14 protein-coding genes and 1 tRNA gene are annotated in these 17,750 nt (G+C 49.0%); 6 read left to right on the forward strand and 9 right to left on the reverse strand.

Annotated features, from left to right (window positions below):
* Nucleotides 1–58: 58 nt before the first annotated feature.
* Entirely contained in the window at nt 59–1,075 is a 1,017-nt protein-coding gene (locus AC07OI_RS23275) for a tyrosine-type recombinase/integrase (RefSeq protein ID WP_495259052.1), read from the forward strand.
* A 76-nt stretch (nt 1,076–1,151) separates the two neighbouring features.
* Here the strand turns inward: AC07OI_RS23275 and AC07OI_RS23280 are convergent.
* Nucleotides 1,152–1,241 (reverse strand) — tRNA-Ser (locus AC07OI_RS23280).
* Nucleotides 1,242–1,558: 317 nt separating this feature from the next.
* Here AC07OI_RS23280 and AC07OI_RS23285 point away from each other — a divergent pair.
* Nucleotides 1,559–3,328 (forward strand): GGDEF domain-containing protein, encoded by a 1,770-nt coding sequence (locus tag AC07OI_RS23285; protein ID WP_495259053.1) that lies wholly within the window; start codon nt 1,559–1,561, stop codon nt 3,326–3,328.
* Between the two features lie 72 nt (nt 3,329–3,400).
* Here the strand turns inward: AC07OI_RS23285 and serS are convergent, their stop codons facing one another.
* The 5 genes from serS to AC07OI_RS23310 form a co-directional block, all read right to left on the reverse strand.
* Nucleotides 3,401–4,696 (reverse strand): serine--tRNA ligase, encoded by a 1,296-nt coding sequence (serS, locus tag AC07OI_RS23290; protein WP_495258884.1) that lies wholly within the window; start codon nt 4,694–4,696, stop codon nt 3,401–3,403.
* 93 nt (nt 4,697–4,789) lie between these two features.
* Nucleotides 4,790–6,238 carry a DUF4139 domain-containing protein gene (locus AC07OI_RS23295; RefSeq protein WP_495258885.1) on the reverse strand — a complete coding sequence of 483 codons (1,449 nt, stop codon included), beginning with the start codon at nt 6,236–6,238 and terminating at the stop codon, nt 4,790–4,792.
* Nucleotides 6,239–6,351: 113 nt separating this feature from the next.
* On the reverse strand, nt 6,352–7,659 hold the full coding sequence (locus tag AC07OI_RS23300) for a replication-associated recombination protein A (RefSeq protein WP_495258886.1): 1,308 nt from the start codon (nt 7,657–7,659) through the stop codon (nt 6,352–6,354).
* Nucleotides 7,660–7,668: 9 nt separating this feature from the next.
* Nucleotides 7,669–8,304 (reverse strand): outer membrane lipoprotein chaperone LolA, encoded by a 636-nt coding sequence (gene lolA, locus AC07OI_RS23305; protein WP_492706276.1) that lies wholly within the window; start codon nt 8,302–8,304, stop codon nt 7,669–7,671.
* Between the two features lie 81 nt (nt 8,305–8,385).
* Nucleotides 8,386–10,722: a DNA translocase FtsK gene (locus AC07OI_RS23310; protein WP_492705991.1), complete on the reverse strand. Its 2,337-nt coding sequence runs from the start codon at nt 10,720–10,722 to the stop codon at nt 8,386–8,388.
* Between the two features lie 271 nt (nt 10,723–10,993).
* On the opposite strand from AC07OI_RS23310, the gene trxB reads away from it, so the two are divergent.
* Nucleotides 10,994–11,938, forward strand: coding sequence for a thioredoxin-disulfide reductase (gene trxB / locus AC07OI_RS23315; protein ID WP_492705989.1), 945 nt, complete (start codon nt 10,994–10,996; stop codon nt 11,936–11,938).
* A gap of 13 nt (nt 11,939–11,951) precedes the next feature.
* Nucleotides 11,952–12,596 carry a Smr/MutS family protein gene (locus AC07OI_RS23320; RefSeq protein WP_492705987.1) on the forward strand — a complete coding sequence of 215 codons (645 nt, stop codon included), beginning with the start codon at nt 11,952–11,954 and terminating at the stop codon, nt 12,594–12,596.
* 133 nt (nt 12,597–12,729) lie between these two features.
* Here AC07OI_RS23320 and AC07OI_RS23325 read toward each other — a convergent pair whose 3' ends face one another.
* On the reverse strand, nt 12,730–13,068 hold the full coding sequence (locus AC07OI_RS23325; RefSeq protein WP_492705985.1) for a P-II family nitrogen regulator: 339 nt from the start codon (nt 13,066–13,068) through the stop codon (nt 12,730–12,732).
* 73 nt (nt 13,069–13,141) lie between these two features.
* On the reverse strand, nt 13,142–14,755 hold the full coding sequence (locus AC07OI_RS23330) for an NAD+ synthase (RefSeq protein ID WP_492705983.1): 1,614 nt from the start codon (nt 14,753–14,755) through the stop codon (nt 13,142–13,144).
* A gap of 26 nt (nt 14,756–14,781) precedes the next feature.
* On the opposite strand from AC07OI_RS23330, the gene AC07OI_RS23335 reads away from it, so the two are divergent.
* Nucleotides 14,782–15,963: a GNAT family N-acetyltransferase gene (locus AC07OI_RS23335; RefSeq protein WP_492705981.1), complete on the forward strand. Its 1,182-nt coding sequence runs from the start codon at nt 14,782–14,784 to the stop codon at nt 15,961–15,963.
* Between the two features lie 31 nt (nt 15,964–15,994).
* Nucleotides 15,995–17,032 (forward strand): serine/threonine protein kinase, encoded by a 1,038-nt coding sequence (locus AC07OI_RS23340; protein ID WP_495258887.1) that lies wholly within the window; start codon nt 15,995–15,997, stop codon nt 17,030–17,032.
* 90 nt (nt 17,033–17,122) lie between these two features.
* Here the strand turns inward: AC07OI_RS23340 and ppa are convergent, their stop codons facing one another.
* Complete coding sequence (gene ppa / locus AC07OI_RS23345; RefSeq protein WP_492705978.1) at nt 17,123–17,659, reverse strand: inorganic diphosphatase; 537 nt, start codon at nt 17,657–17,659, stop codon at nt 17,123–17,125.
* Nucleotides 17,660–17,750: the final 91 nt, after the last annotated feature.

Below are 17,750 nucleotides of genomic sequence, written 5' to 3' on the forward strand. Positions count from 1 at the left end.
TATCAAAGCGCACAATGTACGATCTCGCAGCACCGAAAGGCCCTATCCCATGCGTGAGATACACGGCCAGATGCGTCAGATTCAGAGAACAAGATTTAGAGGAGTACAAAAAGGCATGTCTGTATCATTCAATAAAGCTCGAAGTCGTTGGGTCTTTGACTTCAACAAAGTTATCAACGGGCAAAGAGTCAGGGCTACTAAAACGCTTCCAGCAGGCTGGAGTAAAACCGAGGCTGAAACATTTAGCCGGGAAGAAACTGCAAGGCTCTATGGCATAGCAACTGGCACAATCAAAGAGCGAGTCAAGATTGAAACTGCAGTAGATCTGTACATACAACACAGATGCCCAGAACTTAAAACGGGCGACAATATGATCCGGGAACTTGGCCTGATCTACTGGTTATATCAGGGCAAGTACATGGACGAAATGCCCGAACTTGCAAGACTGTACATTGCAGAAAGTTCAGGAGAGTTAAAGCCAGCATCAATCAGAAATCGACTATCGTACTTGAGGTCTGCTTGCAGGTACGCTCAGAAGCACCATGGAATCGGAGTCGGGATAGCCTTTGATATCGTTCTGCCAAAGGTAAAAAACGAGCGCCAGGTGTACGCTGATCGCCTGCAGATGCTCACGATCGCGAAGCGCTGCGTCAGCCGCGAGGGCCGTGCTATTGTAAGAATTGCATTTTATTCTGGAATGCGTCTGAGCGAAATATTCGGCCTGGGCAAAAAGAACAAAATCAGCAAAGGAGTGTTTGCCCTGCCAGACACTAAGAACGGCTCAATAAGGCACGTTCCAATTCACCCTCGGCTGAATGTTCTGTTGAAATACTTACCGTTCCAACTGGGGAAACGTGGATTGCAGGACTCAGTGAGGAAAGCCATGGATCGCTCAGGTTTTGAGAAAATGACTTTTCACGATCTACGGCATTCAGCAGCATCGATGCTAATCAACAACAATGTTGATTTATACACTGTTGGAGCGATATTGGGGCACAAGGACCAACGCAGTACAAAGCGTTACAGCCACCTGTCAGTAGACAGCCTTGCAAAAGCCATACGTAAAATCAAATGACATATTTCTTACAGAGGCCAATAAAAAAGACCAGATTAATCTGGTCTTTTTTATCAAGCTAAGTACTTGATTATATTGGCGGAGAAGGGGGGATTCGAACCCCCGATAGTATTGCTACTACGCCTGATTTCGAGTCAGGTACATTCAACCACTCTGCCACCTCTCCGGCTTGGTTATTCGTCATAAACGAAGCCTTCGATTATAGCAAAGAACTTGCTCAAATCAAAATTAGCAATGTGACATAGTCAGGTGAATTAAAAACCTGGCTATACATCGCGACATGAAGATGTCATAAAGCAAGACTATATTCTGATGCAATGCGGCAAGCTGTAGCTTGTAACTGTGACTGCATTTGGCATTTCAATATTGGGATTAGCTTCAATGGAAAGTTGTATAGCGGGAGATACTGTGGATTATCTGTCTCAGCAAAACCTGGTATCAGAGCAAGACATCGGCCAGATCGGCGTACAGTCTGCCGCGCTGATGCTGGCGCATTTGCAACGCATCATTGAGCAGCGCCTATTGACTGCACGCTTCCAGCCCATCGTGCAGATGCAGAATGGCGACATACTGGGTTATGAGGGCCTGATACGCGGCCCATCTGACAGCCCCTTGCACTCCCCTGTCAATTTGTTTAAAGCAGCATGGGACAATAATCTGACGGTGACGGTAGAACACCTGTGCCGCCGTATCGTGCTGGAACAATTCGCTGCACAGAAATTGCCTGGCAAGTTGTTTTTGAATGTCAGCCCCGAATGTCTGCTGCAGAGAGATGTGCGCTATGGTGAGACGCTGGATTATATCCATGAACTGGGCATCAACCCTGAGCGCGTCATCATAGAACTGACGGAGTATCAACCCACGCATGACTATGCCTTGCTGTGTGAGGCAGTCATCCACTATCGCGAGATGGGTTTTGAGATTGCGATTGATGATCTGGGTGAAGGTTTTTCCAGTTTGCGTTTGTGGTCAGAACTAAAGCCTGACTACGTCAAGATCGACATGCATTTTATCCAGGGCATAGATCATGATCCGGTCAAGGCGCAGTTTGTACGCTCGATACAAAGCATCGCCGAGAAATCTGGCACGCGCGTCGTTGCGGAGGGTATAGAAACCCAGGCCGAGTTACTGGCTGTGCGGGACCTTGGTGTGGCCTGTGGCCAGGGTTACCATATCGCCCGCCCCCACCCTACCCCTGCGCGTGCGGTATCAGCTGAAGTGGCGCGGATTTTAACCCCAAATCAGTATCAGGCAGCACGACGTACATCAGGCAGTTTTGAACAGGCTGTCACGGTAGAAAAGATTTTAAAGACGCCACCGACCATTTCTTCGCGTATGCTGAATAACCAGGTCGATGACATCTTCTTGCAACATCCAAAATTGCAAATCATCCCAGTGGTGGATGATGGCATGCCTGTAGGCCTGATCAACCGTTACCACATGATAGATCGCTTCGCCCGCCCTTATCAGCGCGAATTGTATGGCAAAAAACCTTGCACGGTCTTCATGGAAGCGCATCCTGTCATCGTCGATAAAAATACCAGCATGCAGGATGTCAGCCACATTATTGTGGAAGCCAATCCCGAGCAGTTAATCAATGGCATTATCATCACCGATCAGGGGCGTTACATCGGTCTGGGTAGCGGGCCGGATTTGATGCGCGAGATCACGCAAATGCAAATCAATGCGGCGCGTTATGCCAATCCACTGACACAATTGCCGGGCAATGTTCCTATCAATGAACATATTGATGTATTGCTGCAGAAAGAGCAGTCTTTTTGCGCCTGCTATTGCGACCTTGACCATTTCAAACCCTTTAACGATGTCTATGGCTACCGCCGTGGCGACGACATCATACAAATGACCAGCGATGTATTGAAACAGCACTGCGATCCGCAACTGGATTTCATTGGCCACATCGGTGGCGATGATTTCATTATCCTGTTCCGCAGCGAGGATTGGGAAGTACGCTGTCAGGCCATACTTGCGAGTTTTTCTGCTGCCATTCATGACTTTTACAGTAATGAAGACCGTGAAAGAGGTGGTTACCTCAGTGAAGACAGGCAGGGTAAGAAAGTCTTTTACCCACTCGTGAGCTTGTCTCTTGGTGTGGTTAAGTCAAGGGCGAACCGCTATTACTCACATCATCAGATATCCATCGCTGCATCCGATGCGAAGAAGCAGGCCAAGAAAATTCATGGCAATAGCCTGTTTGTAGATCGACGTTCTGAAATGGATTTACTCGTAGGCTAAGCCGTAATCTGTCAACAAAAAACGCGCTTCACTTTATGTCGTGAAGCGCGTTTTTTATAGAGCCAGGCCTAATTAAGCTGTTGGCGCCAGTTTTTCCAGACCACCCATGTATGGGCGTAAAGCTGTAGGGATGACGACAGAGCCATCAGCCTGCTGATAATTTTCCAGCACGGCGACCAGAGTGCGGCCAACTGCCAATGCAGAGCCGTTCAGGGTATGTACCAGTTCTGGCTTGCCTTGCGCATTGCGGAAGCGGGCTTGCATACGGCGCGCCTGGAAGTCGAACATATTCGAGATTGAAGAAATCTCACGGTAAGTGTTTTGTGCTGGCAGCCACACTTCCAGATCGAAAGTCTTGCAGGCACCAAAGCCCATATCGCCAGTGCACAAACTCATGACGCGATAAGGCAACTCCAGCTTGGCCAGAACAGCTTCAGCATGACCTACCATTTCGTCCAGGGCTTCCATGGACTTTTCTGGATGAACGATTTGTACCATTTCGACTTTGTCGAATTGATGCTGACGTATCATGCCGCGCGTATCACGGCCCGCACTGCCCGCTTCAGAACGGAAGCATGGTGTGTGTGCCGTCATTTTGATAGGCAATGCATCGGCAGCCAGTATCTCGTCGCGCACGGTGTTGGTCAGTGTGACTTCTGAAGTCGGGATCAGATAAAACGTTTCGCCTGCGCCCTCTTGCCCACCTTTTTTCACTGCGAATAAGTCTTCTTCAAATTTGGGCAACTGACCTGTGCCACGCATGGAATCTGCATTGACCATGTATGGCGTATACATTTCGGTATAGCCATGTTCCAGTGTTTGCATGTCGAGCATGAACTGGGCCAGTGCACGATGCAGGCGAGCCATGCCACCCTTCATGACGGAGAAACGGGAGCCTGTCAGTTTGACTGCAGTTTCAAAATCCAGACCCAGGGCAGAGCCAATGTCTACATGATCCTTGACTTCAAAATCAAAGGCACGTGGTGCGCCGACTTTGCGCACTTCCACATTACCGGTTTCGTCCTCACCGACAGCAACAGATTCATGTGGCAGGTTCGGAATGGTTTGCAGGAATGCACTCATCCGCACTTGCACATCGCTCAAATGCGCTTCGGATGCTCTCAACTCTTCTGGAATACTGGCCGCTTCAGCCATCAATGCGGAAGTATCTTCACCTTTGCTTCTGAGATTACCGATCTGTTTGGAGATGGTATTTTTCTTGCCTTGCAATTCTTCAGTGCGGGACTGGATTTGCTTGCGTTCGGCTTCGAGGGCATTAAAGGTTTCTACATCCAGCTGGAACTTGCGGGTAGCCAGGCGCGCTGCCACATTGGCAATATCTTTGCGCAAAAGTTGAATATCTATCATGATTTTAAGTGCAGTGAACTAAGCTAATTGACTATTGTATCAAGGGATGGGCATTTCCCCTATTTTCAGATAGAAGGAAATGCCGTTTTTATATCAATACCTGACCAGGCTACGATAAGTCAGCTTGGTATTACCTTCGGCAGGTACGCTGATTTTCCACACTGCGGTATTGCTGGCGCCCTTGGTATAAGGATGACTGCTGTTCAAGACTTGCCAGTCACCTGGCACGGGTTCTTGCACGGTAACGACAACAGCTTCTTTCTTTGCATTCTTCAATACCAGCTCATAGGCGCTCTCAAATACATAATTGTATTTGCCTGTTCCTGCGAGTTTTTTAAAGTCTGTCTGCTTTTTGTCTGCTGTCACATCAAAGGCTTCGCCCAGTTTAAGGCGGACTTTTTCATTCTTTGGTGTGTGATCCACGTTATCTTCACCGATGAATTGCGCATTGCCTGCACCATCTTTTTTGTAAACGCGCACGACACCTTTTGGTAAAGGCATGCCCAGATGCGAGGCTTCTTTATTATCGAATTCGACAAAGACGCCTATCTTCATTTTTTGACCAAGATCACCGTAACTGCTTTGGTAGTAATAATCACTGCCTGTCAGCAGCAACTCTTTACGGGCGGGAACTCCGGAAGCCGTCAACAAAGCTACTTGCTTGGTCTGATTTTCTGCAATGGTGGTTGGCCTGTCCAGTGTGTAGAGGTGATATTCAAACAGAGATTCTTCCGCCATGGCTTTTTTGGCCATCATGGCTTGCGGGGCATCCAGTCTTTTAACTGCACTACCGCTAACCTCTATCCTTTGCAAAACCTGATGCACATCACCTGCCACCAGTTGCAGCTTGGCATTGCGGTAGGTCGTGCCACTGGTATTGCCCAGCGTGACCCAGCCTGAAATATCAAGCTTGTCATCAGCAGCATTCAGTTCAACGACATAATCTGCCTTCCAGGACAAGCCACCAGTCAGATAACTGAGCTCCACATCCTGTTGTTGTGCGCCATTGTTATCGAGTGCCATCACCAGGGTAGGACGATCACGCAAATTTGCTGGTACATCGGGATAAACAATACGGCCTGGCATACCGGTTTCTATGCGGTCACCTATCTTCAACACGACGCCATTGTTGGCAGACAAGACTTCTGCCGATTCTTTGGTCTCGATGCCAGTTGCCGGGTTCATGCGGACAATGCTGACTTGACGCCCTACATATTTTTCCAGCAGTTTTTGCGGCGTCAGCAAATCGAAATTAAAATTTTGTTCGACAACAGACAAGCTGCCTGGCGCTGACAAGCTGCGCAGCAAGGCAGTTTCAGCGCGCATCTTGGCACTGACATCGCGGAAAGCCAGTGCGCTTGCACCGCGTTTCAAAGGCAGCTTACGCTGATCCTTGATCAGGGCCAGATTTTCATTGTAGATAGTGACAGCAACTTCTTTCTGGTCGGCCAGGGTACTGCGTTGCTCTTCTGTCTGGGCATAGACAGAACCTGCCAGTGACAATAACAATAGGCCTGCACTTGCGGTAAATGTTTTATTCATGAAAGTCCTTGTTATGATTATTGGTTTGCAATGAGATATAAAAGAATGAAACTCAGACGATTGAAATCTAAACGAATGAAGCTTAAACAATTGAAATTCAGACGAAACTGAAATTACTTGGCCTGATCATCCAGGCTGCGCAAATATGCGAGTTTTTCTGCTATCTTGATTTCCAGCCCACGCGGCACAGGGTGATACCAGGATTCATTCTCCAAACCTTCAGGCAGATAGGTTTCACCTGCGGCGTAGGCATCTGGCTCATCATGGGCATAGCGATACAATTTACCATAGCCCAGTTCTTTCATGAGCTTGGTTGGTGCGTTGCGTAAATGCTCTGGTACGACACGGGACTTGTCTTTGGCGATCATGGCGCGCACGGCGTTATATGCTTTGTAGACTGCATTTGATTTGGCAGCACAAGCCAGATAGATTACTGCTTCTGCCAAGGCCAGTTCCCCCTCAGGCGACCCCAGTCTTTCATAGGTTTCTGCCGCGTCGAGGCAAATGCGCAAGGCGCGCGGGTCAGCCAGGCCTATATCTTCTGAGGCCATGCGTACTATGCGCCTGGCCATGTAGCGCGGGTCGGCACCGCCGTCAAGCATGCGTACCAACCAGTACAAGGCCGCATCAGGGTTGGAGCCACGCACCGATTTATGCAAGGCAGAAATCTGGTCATAAAAAGCATCACCACCTTTATCAAAGCGGCGCAAGGCATCACCCAGGCATTCGCCCAGCAAACCCTGGTCTACAGTATCGAGATGCTTGGCCAGCGCTGCATGGGCAACGATGTCGAGATTATTCAGTAATTTACGGCCATCACCATCAGCGCTGGAAACCAGGCTGGCCATGGCTTCTGGCGTCAGCGTCAAGCCATCCAGCTCACGCTCACAGGCGCGCACTACCATGGCTTCGAGGTCTTCATCTGTCAGTGACTTAAGTACATACACTGAGGCACGTGACAACAAGGCGCTATTGACTTCAAATGAAGGATTTTCCGTGGTCGCACCGATGAAAGTAAACAAGCCACTTTCCACATGCGGCAAGAAAGCATCTTGCTGGCTCTTGTTGAAGCGATGGACTTCATCGACAAACAGTATGGTCCTGCGATGGGAAGTTGCCTGCAATATCTGGGCACGTTCTACCGCTTCGCGTATGTCCTTGATGCCTGACAGGACTGCCGACAAGGCAATGAATTCACATAGAAAAGCATCTGCCATGAGACGCGCCAGCGTGGTCTTGCCTACGCCTGGCGGGCCCCACAAGATCATCGAATGTGGTTCACCTGATTGGAAAGCAACGCGCAAAGGCTTGCCTTCGCCCAGGATATGCTGCTGGCCAATGACATCATCCAGCGTAGCCGGGCGCATGCGCTCAGCCAGTGGGGCAGGCTTTTTGCGCGGATTATTGTGCAACATATTCATTAAATGCTATTACTGGCGAAATACATCCGCACCGGCAGGCACGACAAACTTGAATTGCTCGGGCTTCAGCACAGGATTTTTTTCCAGATTCTTGAGGGTCAGGGTAGAAAATTGACCGAAATTGTCGTGCAGTTCCAAAGCAACAGGAACGCCATCTTTCATACCTATGCCTATGGTCTCAAACTGTGAATCCTTGGCTTTGGGCGTGGCTTCCAGCCACTCCAGGCCTTGCTTGGCACCGACCTCCTTGAAATTGAAATTCTTGTCCAGATCAGCCGCGCCAGCACTGCCAAACAAAATGGCTGCGGGACTGGAGCCCAGGGAATTGCCTAGCGGTCGAATCGTGACCTGATTCAAGTCTTTATCGTAGATGTACAGCTTTTCACCATCTGCCTGCAAAAGTTGTTCATACGGCTTCACATATGACCAGATAAACTTGCCTGGGCGGGCGAACACAAAATTGCCTGTCGCCGTCTTGCTGATCTTGGGATTGCCATCAACCATTTTGATTTGCTGTTGCGTAAATTCACCCTTGGCGCTTTTATTGTTGGTAACGAAGGATTTGAATTGTTCAACTGCAGCAGCGGACGCCCATGCCGGTATCATGGCAAGTGCAAACGCACCTGCTGCCAGTTTTGCCATCATGTTTGCTTGTTTCTTCACTGATTTATCCTATTCTGTCGCTGCTATTTTGCGGCAATTATTCTGTCGCTTTATTCTGCCGCTTTATTCTGTATTCCCGGCGGGAACCAGGATTTCACGGTTGCCGTTAGACTGCATGGTAGATACGACACCACTTTGTTCCATTTGTTCCAGCAAACGGGCGGCGCGGTTGTAACCTATGCGTAAATGCCTTTGCACCAGCGAGATCGAGGCGCGGCGGTTCTTGAGTACGATGGCAACCGCCTGGTCATACAAAGCATCGGCTTCACCACCACCTGCGCCAGCACTCTCGCCACCTGCTTCACCTCCCTCTTCCAGCGTACCGCCTTCGAGTATACCTTCTATGTAATTTGGCTCACCCTGTGATTTTAAGTATTCAACGACACGATGTACTTCTTCATCGGAGACAAAAGCGCCGTGAACGCGGATAGGCAAACCTGTGCCAGGTGGCATATAAAGCATGTCACCCATACCCAGCAGAGCCTCGGCGCCCATCTGGTCAAGAATTGTGCGCGAATCTATCTTGCTGCTGACCTGAAAAGCAATACGGGTAGGGATATTCGCCTTGATCAGGCCAGTGATCACATCTACCGATGGTCTTTGTGTCGCCAGTATCAGATGCAAGCCTGCAGCACGGGCTTTTTGCGCAATACGGGCAATCAATTCCTCTACCTTTTTACCGACCACCATCATCAAATCAGCCAGTTCATCAATAATAATGACGATGGTTGGCAGTTTTTCAAGGGGCTCTGGCGCATCTGGCGTCAGGCTGAAGGGATTGGGGATATGCACTTCCTTGCGTGTTGCCTCGGCAATCTTGGTGTTATAGCCAGCCAGATTACGCACACCAAGTTTGGACATCAGCTTGTAACGGCGCTCCATCTCTGCCACAGCCCAGTTCAGGGCATGGCCTGCCTGGCGCATGTCGGTGACCACCGGTGCCAGCAAATGCGGTATGCCTTCATACACTGACATCTCCAGCATTTTTGGATCAATCAGTATCATGCGCACATCGTTAGGGTCTGACTTGTACAGCAGTGAAAGGATAGTGGCATTGATACCCACAGACTTACCAGAACCTGTAGTACCCGCTACCAGCAAATGTGGCATCTTGGCCAAATCTGCACAGATAGGAAGACCGCCAATATCTTTGCCCAATGCCACAGTCAGACTCGATGAGCTGTCGTTATAGACCTTGGAACCCAAAATCTCGGTCAGGCGCACAATCTGACGTTTGGGATTAGGCAATTCCAGACCCATGTAATTTTTACCTGGTATGGTTTCAACCACGCGTATGGATGTCAACGACAATGAGCGCGCCAGATCACGTGCCAGGTTAACGATCTGACTACCCTTGACGCCGGTAGCTGGTTCAATTTCATAGCGGGTAACCACAGGGCCGGGATAAGCAGCCACGACCTTGGCATCGACACCAAAGTCTGAGAGTTTTTTCTCTATCAGGCGACTGGTGAATTCCAGAGTTTGCACACTGACAGTTTCCTGCACTGGTGGCGGTTCATCCAGCAAAGACAAAGGTGGCAGATTCGTGTCCGGTAGTTCATTGAACAGCGACACCTGCTTTTCTTTTTCTACGCGTTCTGAGCGCTGCACGGCAACTACTTGCGGCTCTATGCGTATTGGTGTCGCCTCGACGATTTTGGCTCTTTCCTGCACTACGACTTCTTCACGCTTGACGGCGGCAGTCTGACCAACGCGCCGGTCTTCTGCATCAGCATGTTTGCTTTGCACGAAAACAAAAGCCCATTCTATGCCCCCACCTATACGCTCTGCTATCGTCAGCCAGGATACGTGAAAGTAGAGGCTGATACCCAAGGCAATCATCAGCAACAAGGCCAGTGTCGCGCCAGTGAAGCCCAGCGCTGCAAAGCCGGCATTGCCTATCAATTCACCCAGCACCCCACCCGGCCCTAATGGCAAAGCCACTTTGAGACTGTGCATGCGCAAGTATTCCAGGCCCATGCTGCCAGCCAATAGCAAGCCAAACCCGACATTACGCACCAGAATTTCAGGAAAACCAACATCAGGCTCAGGTTCAGGATTCAGCTTTACCCTTTGCGACAAACTGCTATAAGAAATCCAAACCTGGCGGCAGGCAAATACACACCACCACCACGCTGACATGCCGAATACATAAAACAGCACGTCAGATAGCCAGGCCCCAAATTTGCCAGCAATGTTGTGTATGCGTGGGATATCTACCGACCTTGACCAGCCCGGGTCTTGTGTGGAGTAGCTTGCCATGATCAGTATCAGGCAAATGCAAAATGCCGCCAGGGCTATCCATTTCGCTTCCATCAACAGAACCAGAAAGCGGTTTGGTGGCGCTGCAGGTGCTGCAGTTTTCTTGCTTCGAGTATAAGCTTCGTTACCAGTAGTCATAAAACAGAGAGCAACCTCATTCGGACAGCTATCAAAAGCTGACAAGATAGCATGAAGCCGTGTATGCGCCAAACAAGTGCACTGTAACAGTTGAAACAGATACCCTGGCCCGGCACCCTACGGCGGGAAGACGACCACTATGAGGATAGTCTATAATTCATGCTTATCTCAGGATAGCGATGCAAAATCAGCAAAAAACTTGAAATTTGCATGAAAAACGCCATCTATTATCTGCAATTCAGCTAATCATCCACTTTTTATCAGGTCTGCTATGTCCACACCCAAACATGCCCGCGTATTAATTCTTGGCTCTGGCCCCGCAGGTTATTCCGCAGCTGTGTACGCTGCCCGCGCCAATCTGAAACCTGTACTGATCACCGGTGTAGAACAAGGCGGCCAGTTGATGACCACAACAGATGTAGAAAACTGGCCAGCTGACCCTATGGGCGTACAAGGCCCGGAACTGATGCAACGCTTTTTGCAGCATGCAGAACGCTTTAATACAGAAATCATTTTTGATTACATTCACACTGCCAAGCTGGACGAAAAACCGATACGCCTGATCGGCGACCAGGCGCAATACACTTGTGATTCCCTGATTATCGCTACTGGTGCATCTGCACAATACCTGGGCCTGCCGTCTGAGCAAGCCTTCATGGGCAAAGGGGTCTCTGCCTGCGCCACTTGCGATGGATTCTTTTACCGTGGCAAGGAAGTGGCTGTGGTTGGTGGTGGCAACACCGCTGTGGAAGAAGCCCTGTACCTGTCAAATATCGCCAGCAAGGTCACGGTCATCCACCGTCGTGACAAGTTCCGCGCAGAGGCAATCTTGATAGACCGCCTGATGGCCAAGGTTGCTGAAGGCAAGATCGAAGTCAAATGGAACCATACGCTCGACGAAGTCATCGGTGATGAATCTGGTGTAACCGGCATCAATGTCAAAGCGGCTGATGGAACAATTACCCCTATTACGCTGCATGGCGTATTCATTGCGATTGGTCACAAACCGAATACCAGCATTTTTGATGGTCAACTGGACATGAAAAACGGTTATATCAAAACCCGTACCGGTACTGAAGGCATGGCAACAGCCACCAATGTACCGGGCGTGTTTGCTGCTGGCGACGTACAGGATCATATCTATCGCCAGGCCATCACCAGCGCAGGTACAGGTTGTATGGCAGCACTGGATGCACAACGCTTCCTGGAAGAATAAGTTTTAATCAAGGATGCAAAGCATGTCGTCTTTTAAAAACCTTGCTGACCTGAAGTCACTGAGTCAGCAATTAAAGCAGCAGGAAGAAAGCCGACTACGTGCCGAAGCAGAACGCCTGGAGCGGGAAAAGAAAGCCAGGGAGGAGGCGAATATTTTTCGTTCCAGCGTAGGCAAGGTGGAAGTGTTGAAGGCCGCAGTAAAACACCAGCCTGTACCTGCACGCCTGGAACCCCTGCCCTTTCAGCACATTGCAGATGAGCAGGCGGCATTGCAGGAATCTTTATCAGACGAGTTCGATGCCGACTCACTGCTGGAAACTGATGAAAACCTGAGCTACACCAGATCAGGTGTTGGGCAGGATGTCGTCAGGAAGCTCAGGAAAGGCCATTGGGTCATACAGGCGCAACTTGACCTGCATGGCTTGCGCCGCGATGAAGCCAGGGACAGTCTGGGAGAATTCCTGCGCAAATGCATGCGCAATGGCACGCGTTGCGTACGCATCATCCATGGTAAAGGACTGGGATCCATCAACAAGGAACCGGTACTGAAGCAAAAAGTCAGGAACTGGTTGATACAGAAAGATGAAGTATTGGCCTTTAGCCAGGCGACCGCTGCCGATGGTGGTGCTGGTGCCTTGATCGTGCTGCTAAAAGCCTGACAGCGGGCTTTAATGTTGCAGGCTTTGCATTCCTGCATTTACACTTCGTACTGCGCAATATAAGCATGGAGCATGACTAGCGACGCACTCTGCATCGCGTCGCTTAGTTTAGCTTAACTTAGGCAGTACTTAATTAAACCGCGTCTGGGCCAGTCTCCCCTGTCCTTATGCGTATTACCTGCTCCACATTCTGCACGAATATCTTGCCGTCACCTATCTTGCCTGTATGGGCAGCCTTGATGATGGCATCCACGACGTTATCGGTAATTTTGTCGTCTACCACGACTTCCACCTTGATCTTGGGCAAAAAATCGACGACATATTCTGCGCCACGATATAGCTCAGTGTGTCCTTTTTGACGGCCAAAGCCTTTGACCTCAACCACGGTAAGACCGGTAACGCCAACGTCAGCCAGAGCTTCACGTACTTCGTCAAGTTTGAATGGCTTGATAATAGCGGTAATTTGTTTCATTTCCCTCTCCTTAATATTACAAATTGAGTACACATTGAGCACGAATATTTGCGGATTAGTGCGAATTAATTTACTAGTCTCTGAATTTCGAAGTAATAGGATAACGCCAGTCGCGCCCGAATGCGCGATGTGTAATCCTGATACCTATAGGCGCCTGACGCCGTTTGTATTCATTGATTTTAATCAGGCGCGTGATACGCTCCACATCTTCTGTCTTATAGCCAGCCGCAACGATATCAGCGCGCGCCTTGTTTTCTTCCATGTACATGGACATGATGCCATCCAGAATGTCATAGGGCGGCAAAGAGTCCTGATCTTTTTGATCAGGCCGCAATTCAGCAGATGGTGCCCTGGTCAGTATCCGCTCGGGTATCACGGCTGACAGGGTATTGCGATAAGCACATAGGCGATATACCAGGGTTTTGGCAATATCCTTGATGACAGCAAAACCGCCTGCCATATCACCATATAGAGTACAGTAACCGACTGCCATTTCACTCTTGTTACCCGTCGTCAAAACAATGGAGCCATATTTGTTCGACAGGGCCATCAACAGTGTGCCACGTATGCGTGCCTGTATATTTTCTTCGGTAGTATCTTCCTTCAATCCGGCGAATTCCTCGCTCAGGGTGGAACGGAATGCGCTGAAGCAATCGCTGATGGATATCTCATCATAGCGCACACCTATGCGTGCCACCATATCACGCGAATCCAGCCAGGATATATCTGCCGTATAAGGTGAAGGCATCATGATGGCCCTGACCTTGTCGGCGCCCAGGGCATCCACAGCTATAGCCAGGACCAGGGCAGAATCAACACCGCCAGACAGACCGAGCAAGACACTGGGGAAACCGTTCTTGCCTACATAGTCACGCACACCCATGACGAGCGCCTGATAGACCTCAGCCTCCAGCGACAAAGCTGCTTCCACGCGACCACTCAAAGGCTGAGCACCGTTAAATTCCACCAATTGCAAATCAGCTTCGCAGTGCTTCAGTTGGGCGCAAACCTGGCCTTGAGCATCCATGACAAAAGAATTGCCATCAAAAATCAATTCATCCTGACCGCCAACAAGATTGGCATACACCAGTGACAGACCTTGTGAAATAACATTGGCACGCATCACGTCGTAGCGCTGATGCTGCTTGCCCATATGGTAGGGCGAACCGTTTGGCACCAGCAGCACTTCTGCGCCCGCCTGTCTGGCCTGGGCAGGTGCATCTGGTTGCCAGGTATCCTCACAGATATTGACACCAAAATTCACACCCTTGATAGTGAATACACAAGCCTGGTTACCAGATGAAAAATAGCGTTTTTCATCAAACACCATATCATTTGGCAGGTCTCGCTTAAAATAACTGGCTAGTATTGCGCCATCCTGCAAAACAGAAACAGCGTTATAGCGCTTGCCATCCACCTCACTCGGGTGACCGACCAAAACCGCAAGACCAGGAAATAGCGTAAGCTGTTTCTTTAAGGTATCGAGTGCAATAGCAGTTTCAAGATAAAACGCCTGACGCAGCAATAAGTCTTCTGGCGGGTAACCCACCAGTGACAATTCTGGCGTGACGAGTATGTCTGCCCCCTGTTCAGCAGCGCGACGGGCATATTCTGTAATCTGTGCAGCATTACCGGCAAGATCACCGACAACACTATTCATCTGGGCAATGGCAACTTTGACTGTCATATTGGCAAATCTGTATTAAATCGAAAATGAAATCTGAATCTCCAGCCCCACATTATCGCATGCGCATCGTGACTTCACTGAGCGAGATAGCGCAATCATCATGGGATAGCCTGATTACGGATCAGACGCATGCCAATCCTTTTTTGTCTTATGCCTTTTTGAGCGCAATGGAGGAGTCAGGCTCAGCTACTGAAGAAACCGGCTGGCAAAGTTGTTTCATCACTATCTGGGATGGTGAACAATTGGAAGCCGCCCTGCCACTATATGAAAAAACACATTCTTATGGTGAATATGTCTTTGACTGGGCATGGGCCAGGGCTTTCGAGCGACATGGTCATGATTACTATCCCAAACTGCTGTCTGCCATCCCATTTACCCCGGTCACGGGCAGCCGTCTGCTGGCGCGTAATGAAGCAGCGCAACGTGCCCTGATCGCTGCCCTGCAAGAATTACAGCAAGTGGGCGAATACTCTTCCAGTCATTTACTTTTCCTGCCTGAAAACCAGGCTCGCCTGTTAAGTGAAGAAGGCTATCTGTTACGCAAAGCAGTGCAGTTTCATTGGGAAAATAAAGACTATCAATGCTTCGATGATTTTCTGGATACCCTGGATAAAAAGAAACGTAAAAATATCCGTGCCGAGCGCAGGAAAGTACATGATGCTGGCATACAGTTCCAGCACTTTTGCGGCAAGGAATTACAGGAAGAGGACTGGCGCTTCTTCAAGAGCTGCTACGACCAGACTTATGAAGAGCACCATTCAACGCCATATCTGAATCTGGATTTTTTCTTGCGCATAGGCAATACCATGCCTGAAAATATCCACCTTATTGTTGCATTGCGCAATGGCAATAAAATTGCTGCTTCCCTGCTTATCCATGATGAACAACGTGTTTATGGCAGATATTGGGGCTGCCTGGAAACACATCCCTGCCTGCACTTCGAAACAGCCTATTACCAATCCATAGACTTTTGCATAAAGGAAAGAATCGCTATTTTCGAAGGTGGTGCGCAAGGTGAACACAAAATGGCGCGTGGCTTTCTGCCAACGACGACCTGGTCAGCCCATCATTTGAGTCACCCAGAATTTGCTGATGCCGTTTCCAATTTTCTTGAGCGTGAATCCGGCGATATTGAACTATATTTAAATGACTTACTCGAACACTCACCTTACAAATTGTTGAAACACAATGAAGTAAGCGCTACTTGAAATTTTGCTTCGTTCAAGGCATCCTGTCGCCATGCAAAATAACTTTCTCTCGACACCAAATGCACCACCTGCTGCATTACCAAGCAAACGCGTAGGACGCTTTTATCTGAGCGAACGTCTGGGCATGGGCTCAAATGGTGCCGTGTATCTGGGGCACGACCCTGTCATAGACCGCGATGTCGCCATCAAAATATTTAGTGCGGGCAACAATGCTGCCGACAAAAAACAACGCGAACAGCAATTTATTAATGAAGCGCGTGCAGCTGGCAGATTATCCCATCCAAATATTGTGACAATATTTGACGCTTCCAGTGAAGGTGGTACGACATTTATCGCCATGGAATTTCTGCAGGGCAAGGATTTGCGGCACTTATTGGCCGAGGGCAAGCAATTCGACATTATTGAGACGGCCAATATCATACAAAAGATAGCTGATGCGCTCGCCTATGCCCATACCAATGGCGTGATACACCGCGACATCAAGCCTGCCAATATCTTTGTTTTACCTAACCAGCAACCCAAGGTTGTGGATTTTGGTATCGCCCGCGCACCTAATCGTGTGCTCGATGAAACCAGGGAACAGGCACACACCCTGTTCAACAATAATATTCTGGGCACACCCAATTACATGTCGCCTGAACAAGCCAATGGCAAACCAGTCAATGCATTAACAGATGTGTATTCACTTGGGACTGTCATGTATGAAATGCTGACGGGCCAAAAGCCATTTCAGTCGCAAGATGTAGACAAATTATTGCAACAGATTGTAAATAAAGTAGCGAAATATCCTTCAGAAATTCGCCCTAGCATACCGGACTCCCTCTCCAAAATTGTCATGAAGGCGATGCAAAAAGACCCGGCAGCACGTTATGAAAGTGCGGCTGAAATGTCCCTGGCATTGGAAAAATTCCTGGAACGCGACAGGAAACTCAAGCGCAAACGTCAAAAGCAAGGCAGTGATACGAGTGACTACAAGAGTGATGACACGCACAAAGTATCATGGTTGAGCTGGGCGGCATTTATCGCCGCGATCGTTGGCGTAGCTGCATATCTGATGCACAGGATATAGGTCAGGCAGCCAGATGCTGCTCATCAGTCTGCAAAAACAAAAAAGGTGCGATGTAATCGCACCTTTTTTGTTTTAAAAACCGTTCAGTTTTTATGCTTCAGCTTTTTTGAAATTCTCTACGCCAGACAGAATTTCTGCTCTTGCATCATCAGGACCGCCCCAACCTTCGATCTTGACCCATTTACCTTGCTCCAGATCTTTATAGTGCTCAAAGAAATGCTGGATCTGGCGCAGACGCAATTCGTTCAAATCTTCTGGTTTTTGCCAGTGTGTGTAGATAGGCAAAATCTTGTCTACAGGTACCGCCAATACTTTGGCATCAACACCGGCTTCGTCAGTCATCTTCAGGATACCGATAGGACGGCAGCGCACGACTACGCCTGGGATCAGCGGGAAAGGCGTGATAACCAAAACGTCTACCGGGTCACCATCACCAGCCAATGTCTGTGGAACATAGCCATAGTTGCAAGGATAATGCATTGCAGTACCCATGAAACGATCAACAAAAATAGCGCCACTGTCTTTGTCAACTTCGTATTTGATCGGGTCCCCGTTCATAGGGATCTCGATAATAACGTTGAAATCATTTGGCAGATCACGACCTGCTGGTACTTTATTCAAGCTCATCTTGCACTTTCTGTATAAGTATCAATAGAAGAAATGGTTTGAGCGGGATTATATAGTTTTTCAAGGCAAAATTGTGCGACGCAACAGGCAT

It is taken from the genome of Undibacterium sp. GW821-FHT07F11, from assembly GCF_059418665.1.

Coding starts and splice junctions, on each gene's coding strand:
- AC07OI_RS23285 (WP_495259053.1), top strand. CDS start 1,559: ATGCTGGCGCATTTGCAACGCATCATTGAGCAGCGCCTATTGACTGCA.
- serS (WP_495258884.1), bottom strand. CDS start 4,696: ATGATAGATATTCAACTTTTGCGCAAAGATATTGCCAATGTGGCAGCG.
- AC07OI_RS23295 (WP_495258885.1), bottom strand. CDS start 6,238: ATGAATAAAACATTTACCGCAAGTGCAGGCCTATTGTTATTGTCACTG.
- AC07OI_RS23300 (WP_495258886.1), bottom strand. CDS start 7,659: ATGAATATGTTGCACAATAATCCGCGCAAAAAGCCTGCCCCACTGGCT.
- lolA (WP_492706276.1), bottom strand. CDS start 8,304: ATGATGGCAAAACTGGCAGCAGGTGCGTTTGCACTTGCCATGATACCG.
- AC07OI_RS23310 (WP_492705991.1), bottom strand. CDS start 10,722: ATGACTACTGGTAACGAAGCTTATACTCGAAGCAAGAAAACTGCAGCA.
- trxB (WP_492705989.1), top strand. CDS start 10,994: ATGTCCACACCCAAACATGCCCGCGTATTAATTCTTGGCTCTGGCCCC.
- AC07OI_RS23320 (WP_492705987.1), top strand. CDS start 11,952: ATGCAAAGCATGTCGTCTTTTAAAAACCTTGCTGACCTGAAGTCACTG.
- AC07OI_RS23325 (WP_492705985.1), bottom strand. CDS start 13,068: ATGAAACAAATTACCGCTATTATCAAGCCATTCAAACTTGACGAAGTA.
- AC07OI_RS23330 (WP_492705983.1), bottom strand. CDS start 14,755: ATGACAGTCAAAGTTGCCATTGCCCAGATGAATAGTGTTGTCGGTGAT.
- AC07OI_RS23335 (WP_492705981.1), top strand. CDS start 14,782: ATGAAATCTGAATCTCCAGCCCCACATTATCGCATGCGCATCGTGACT.
- AC07OI_RS23340 (WP_495258887.1), top strand. CDS start 15,995: ATGCAAAATAACTTTCTCTCGACACCAAATGCACCACCTGCTGCATTA.
- ppa (WP_492705978.1), bottom strand. CDS start 17,659: ATGAGCTTGAATAAAGTACCAGCAGGTCGTGATCTGCCAAATGATTTC.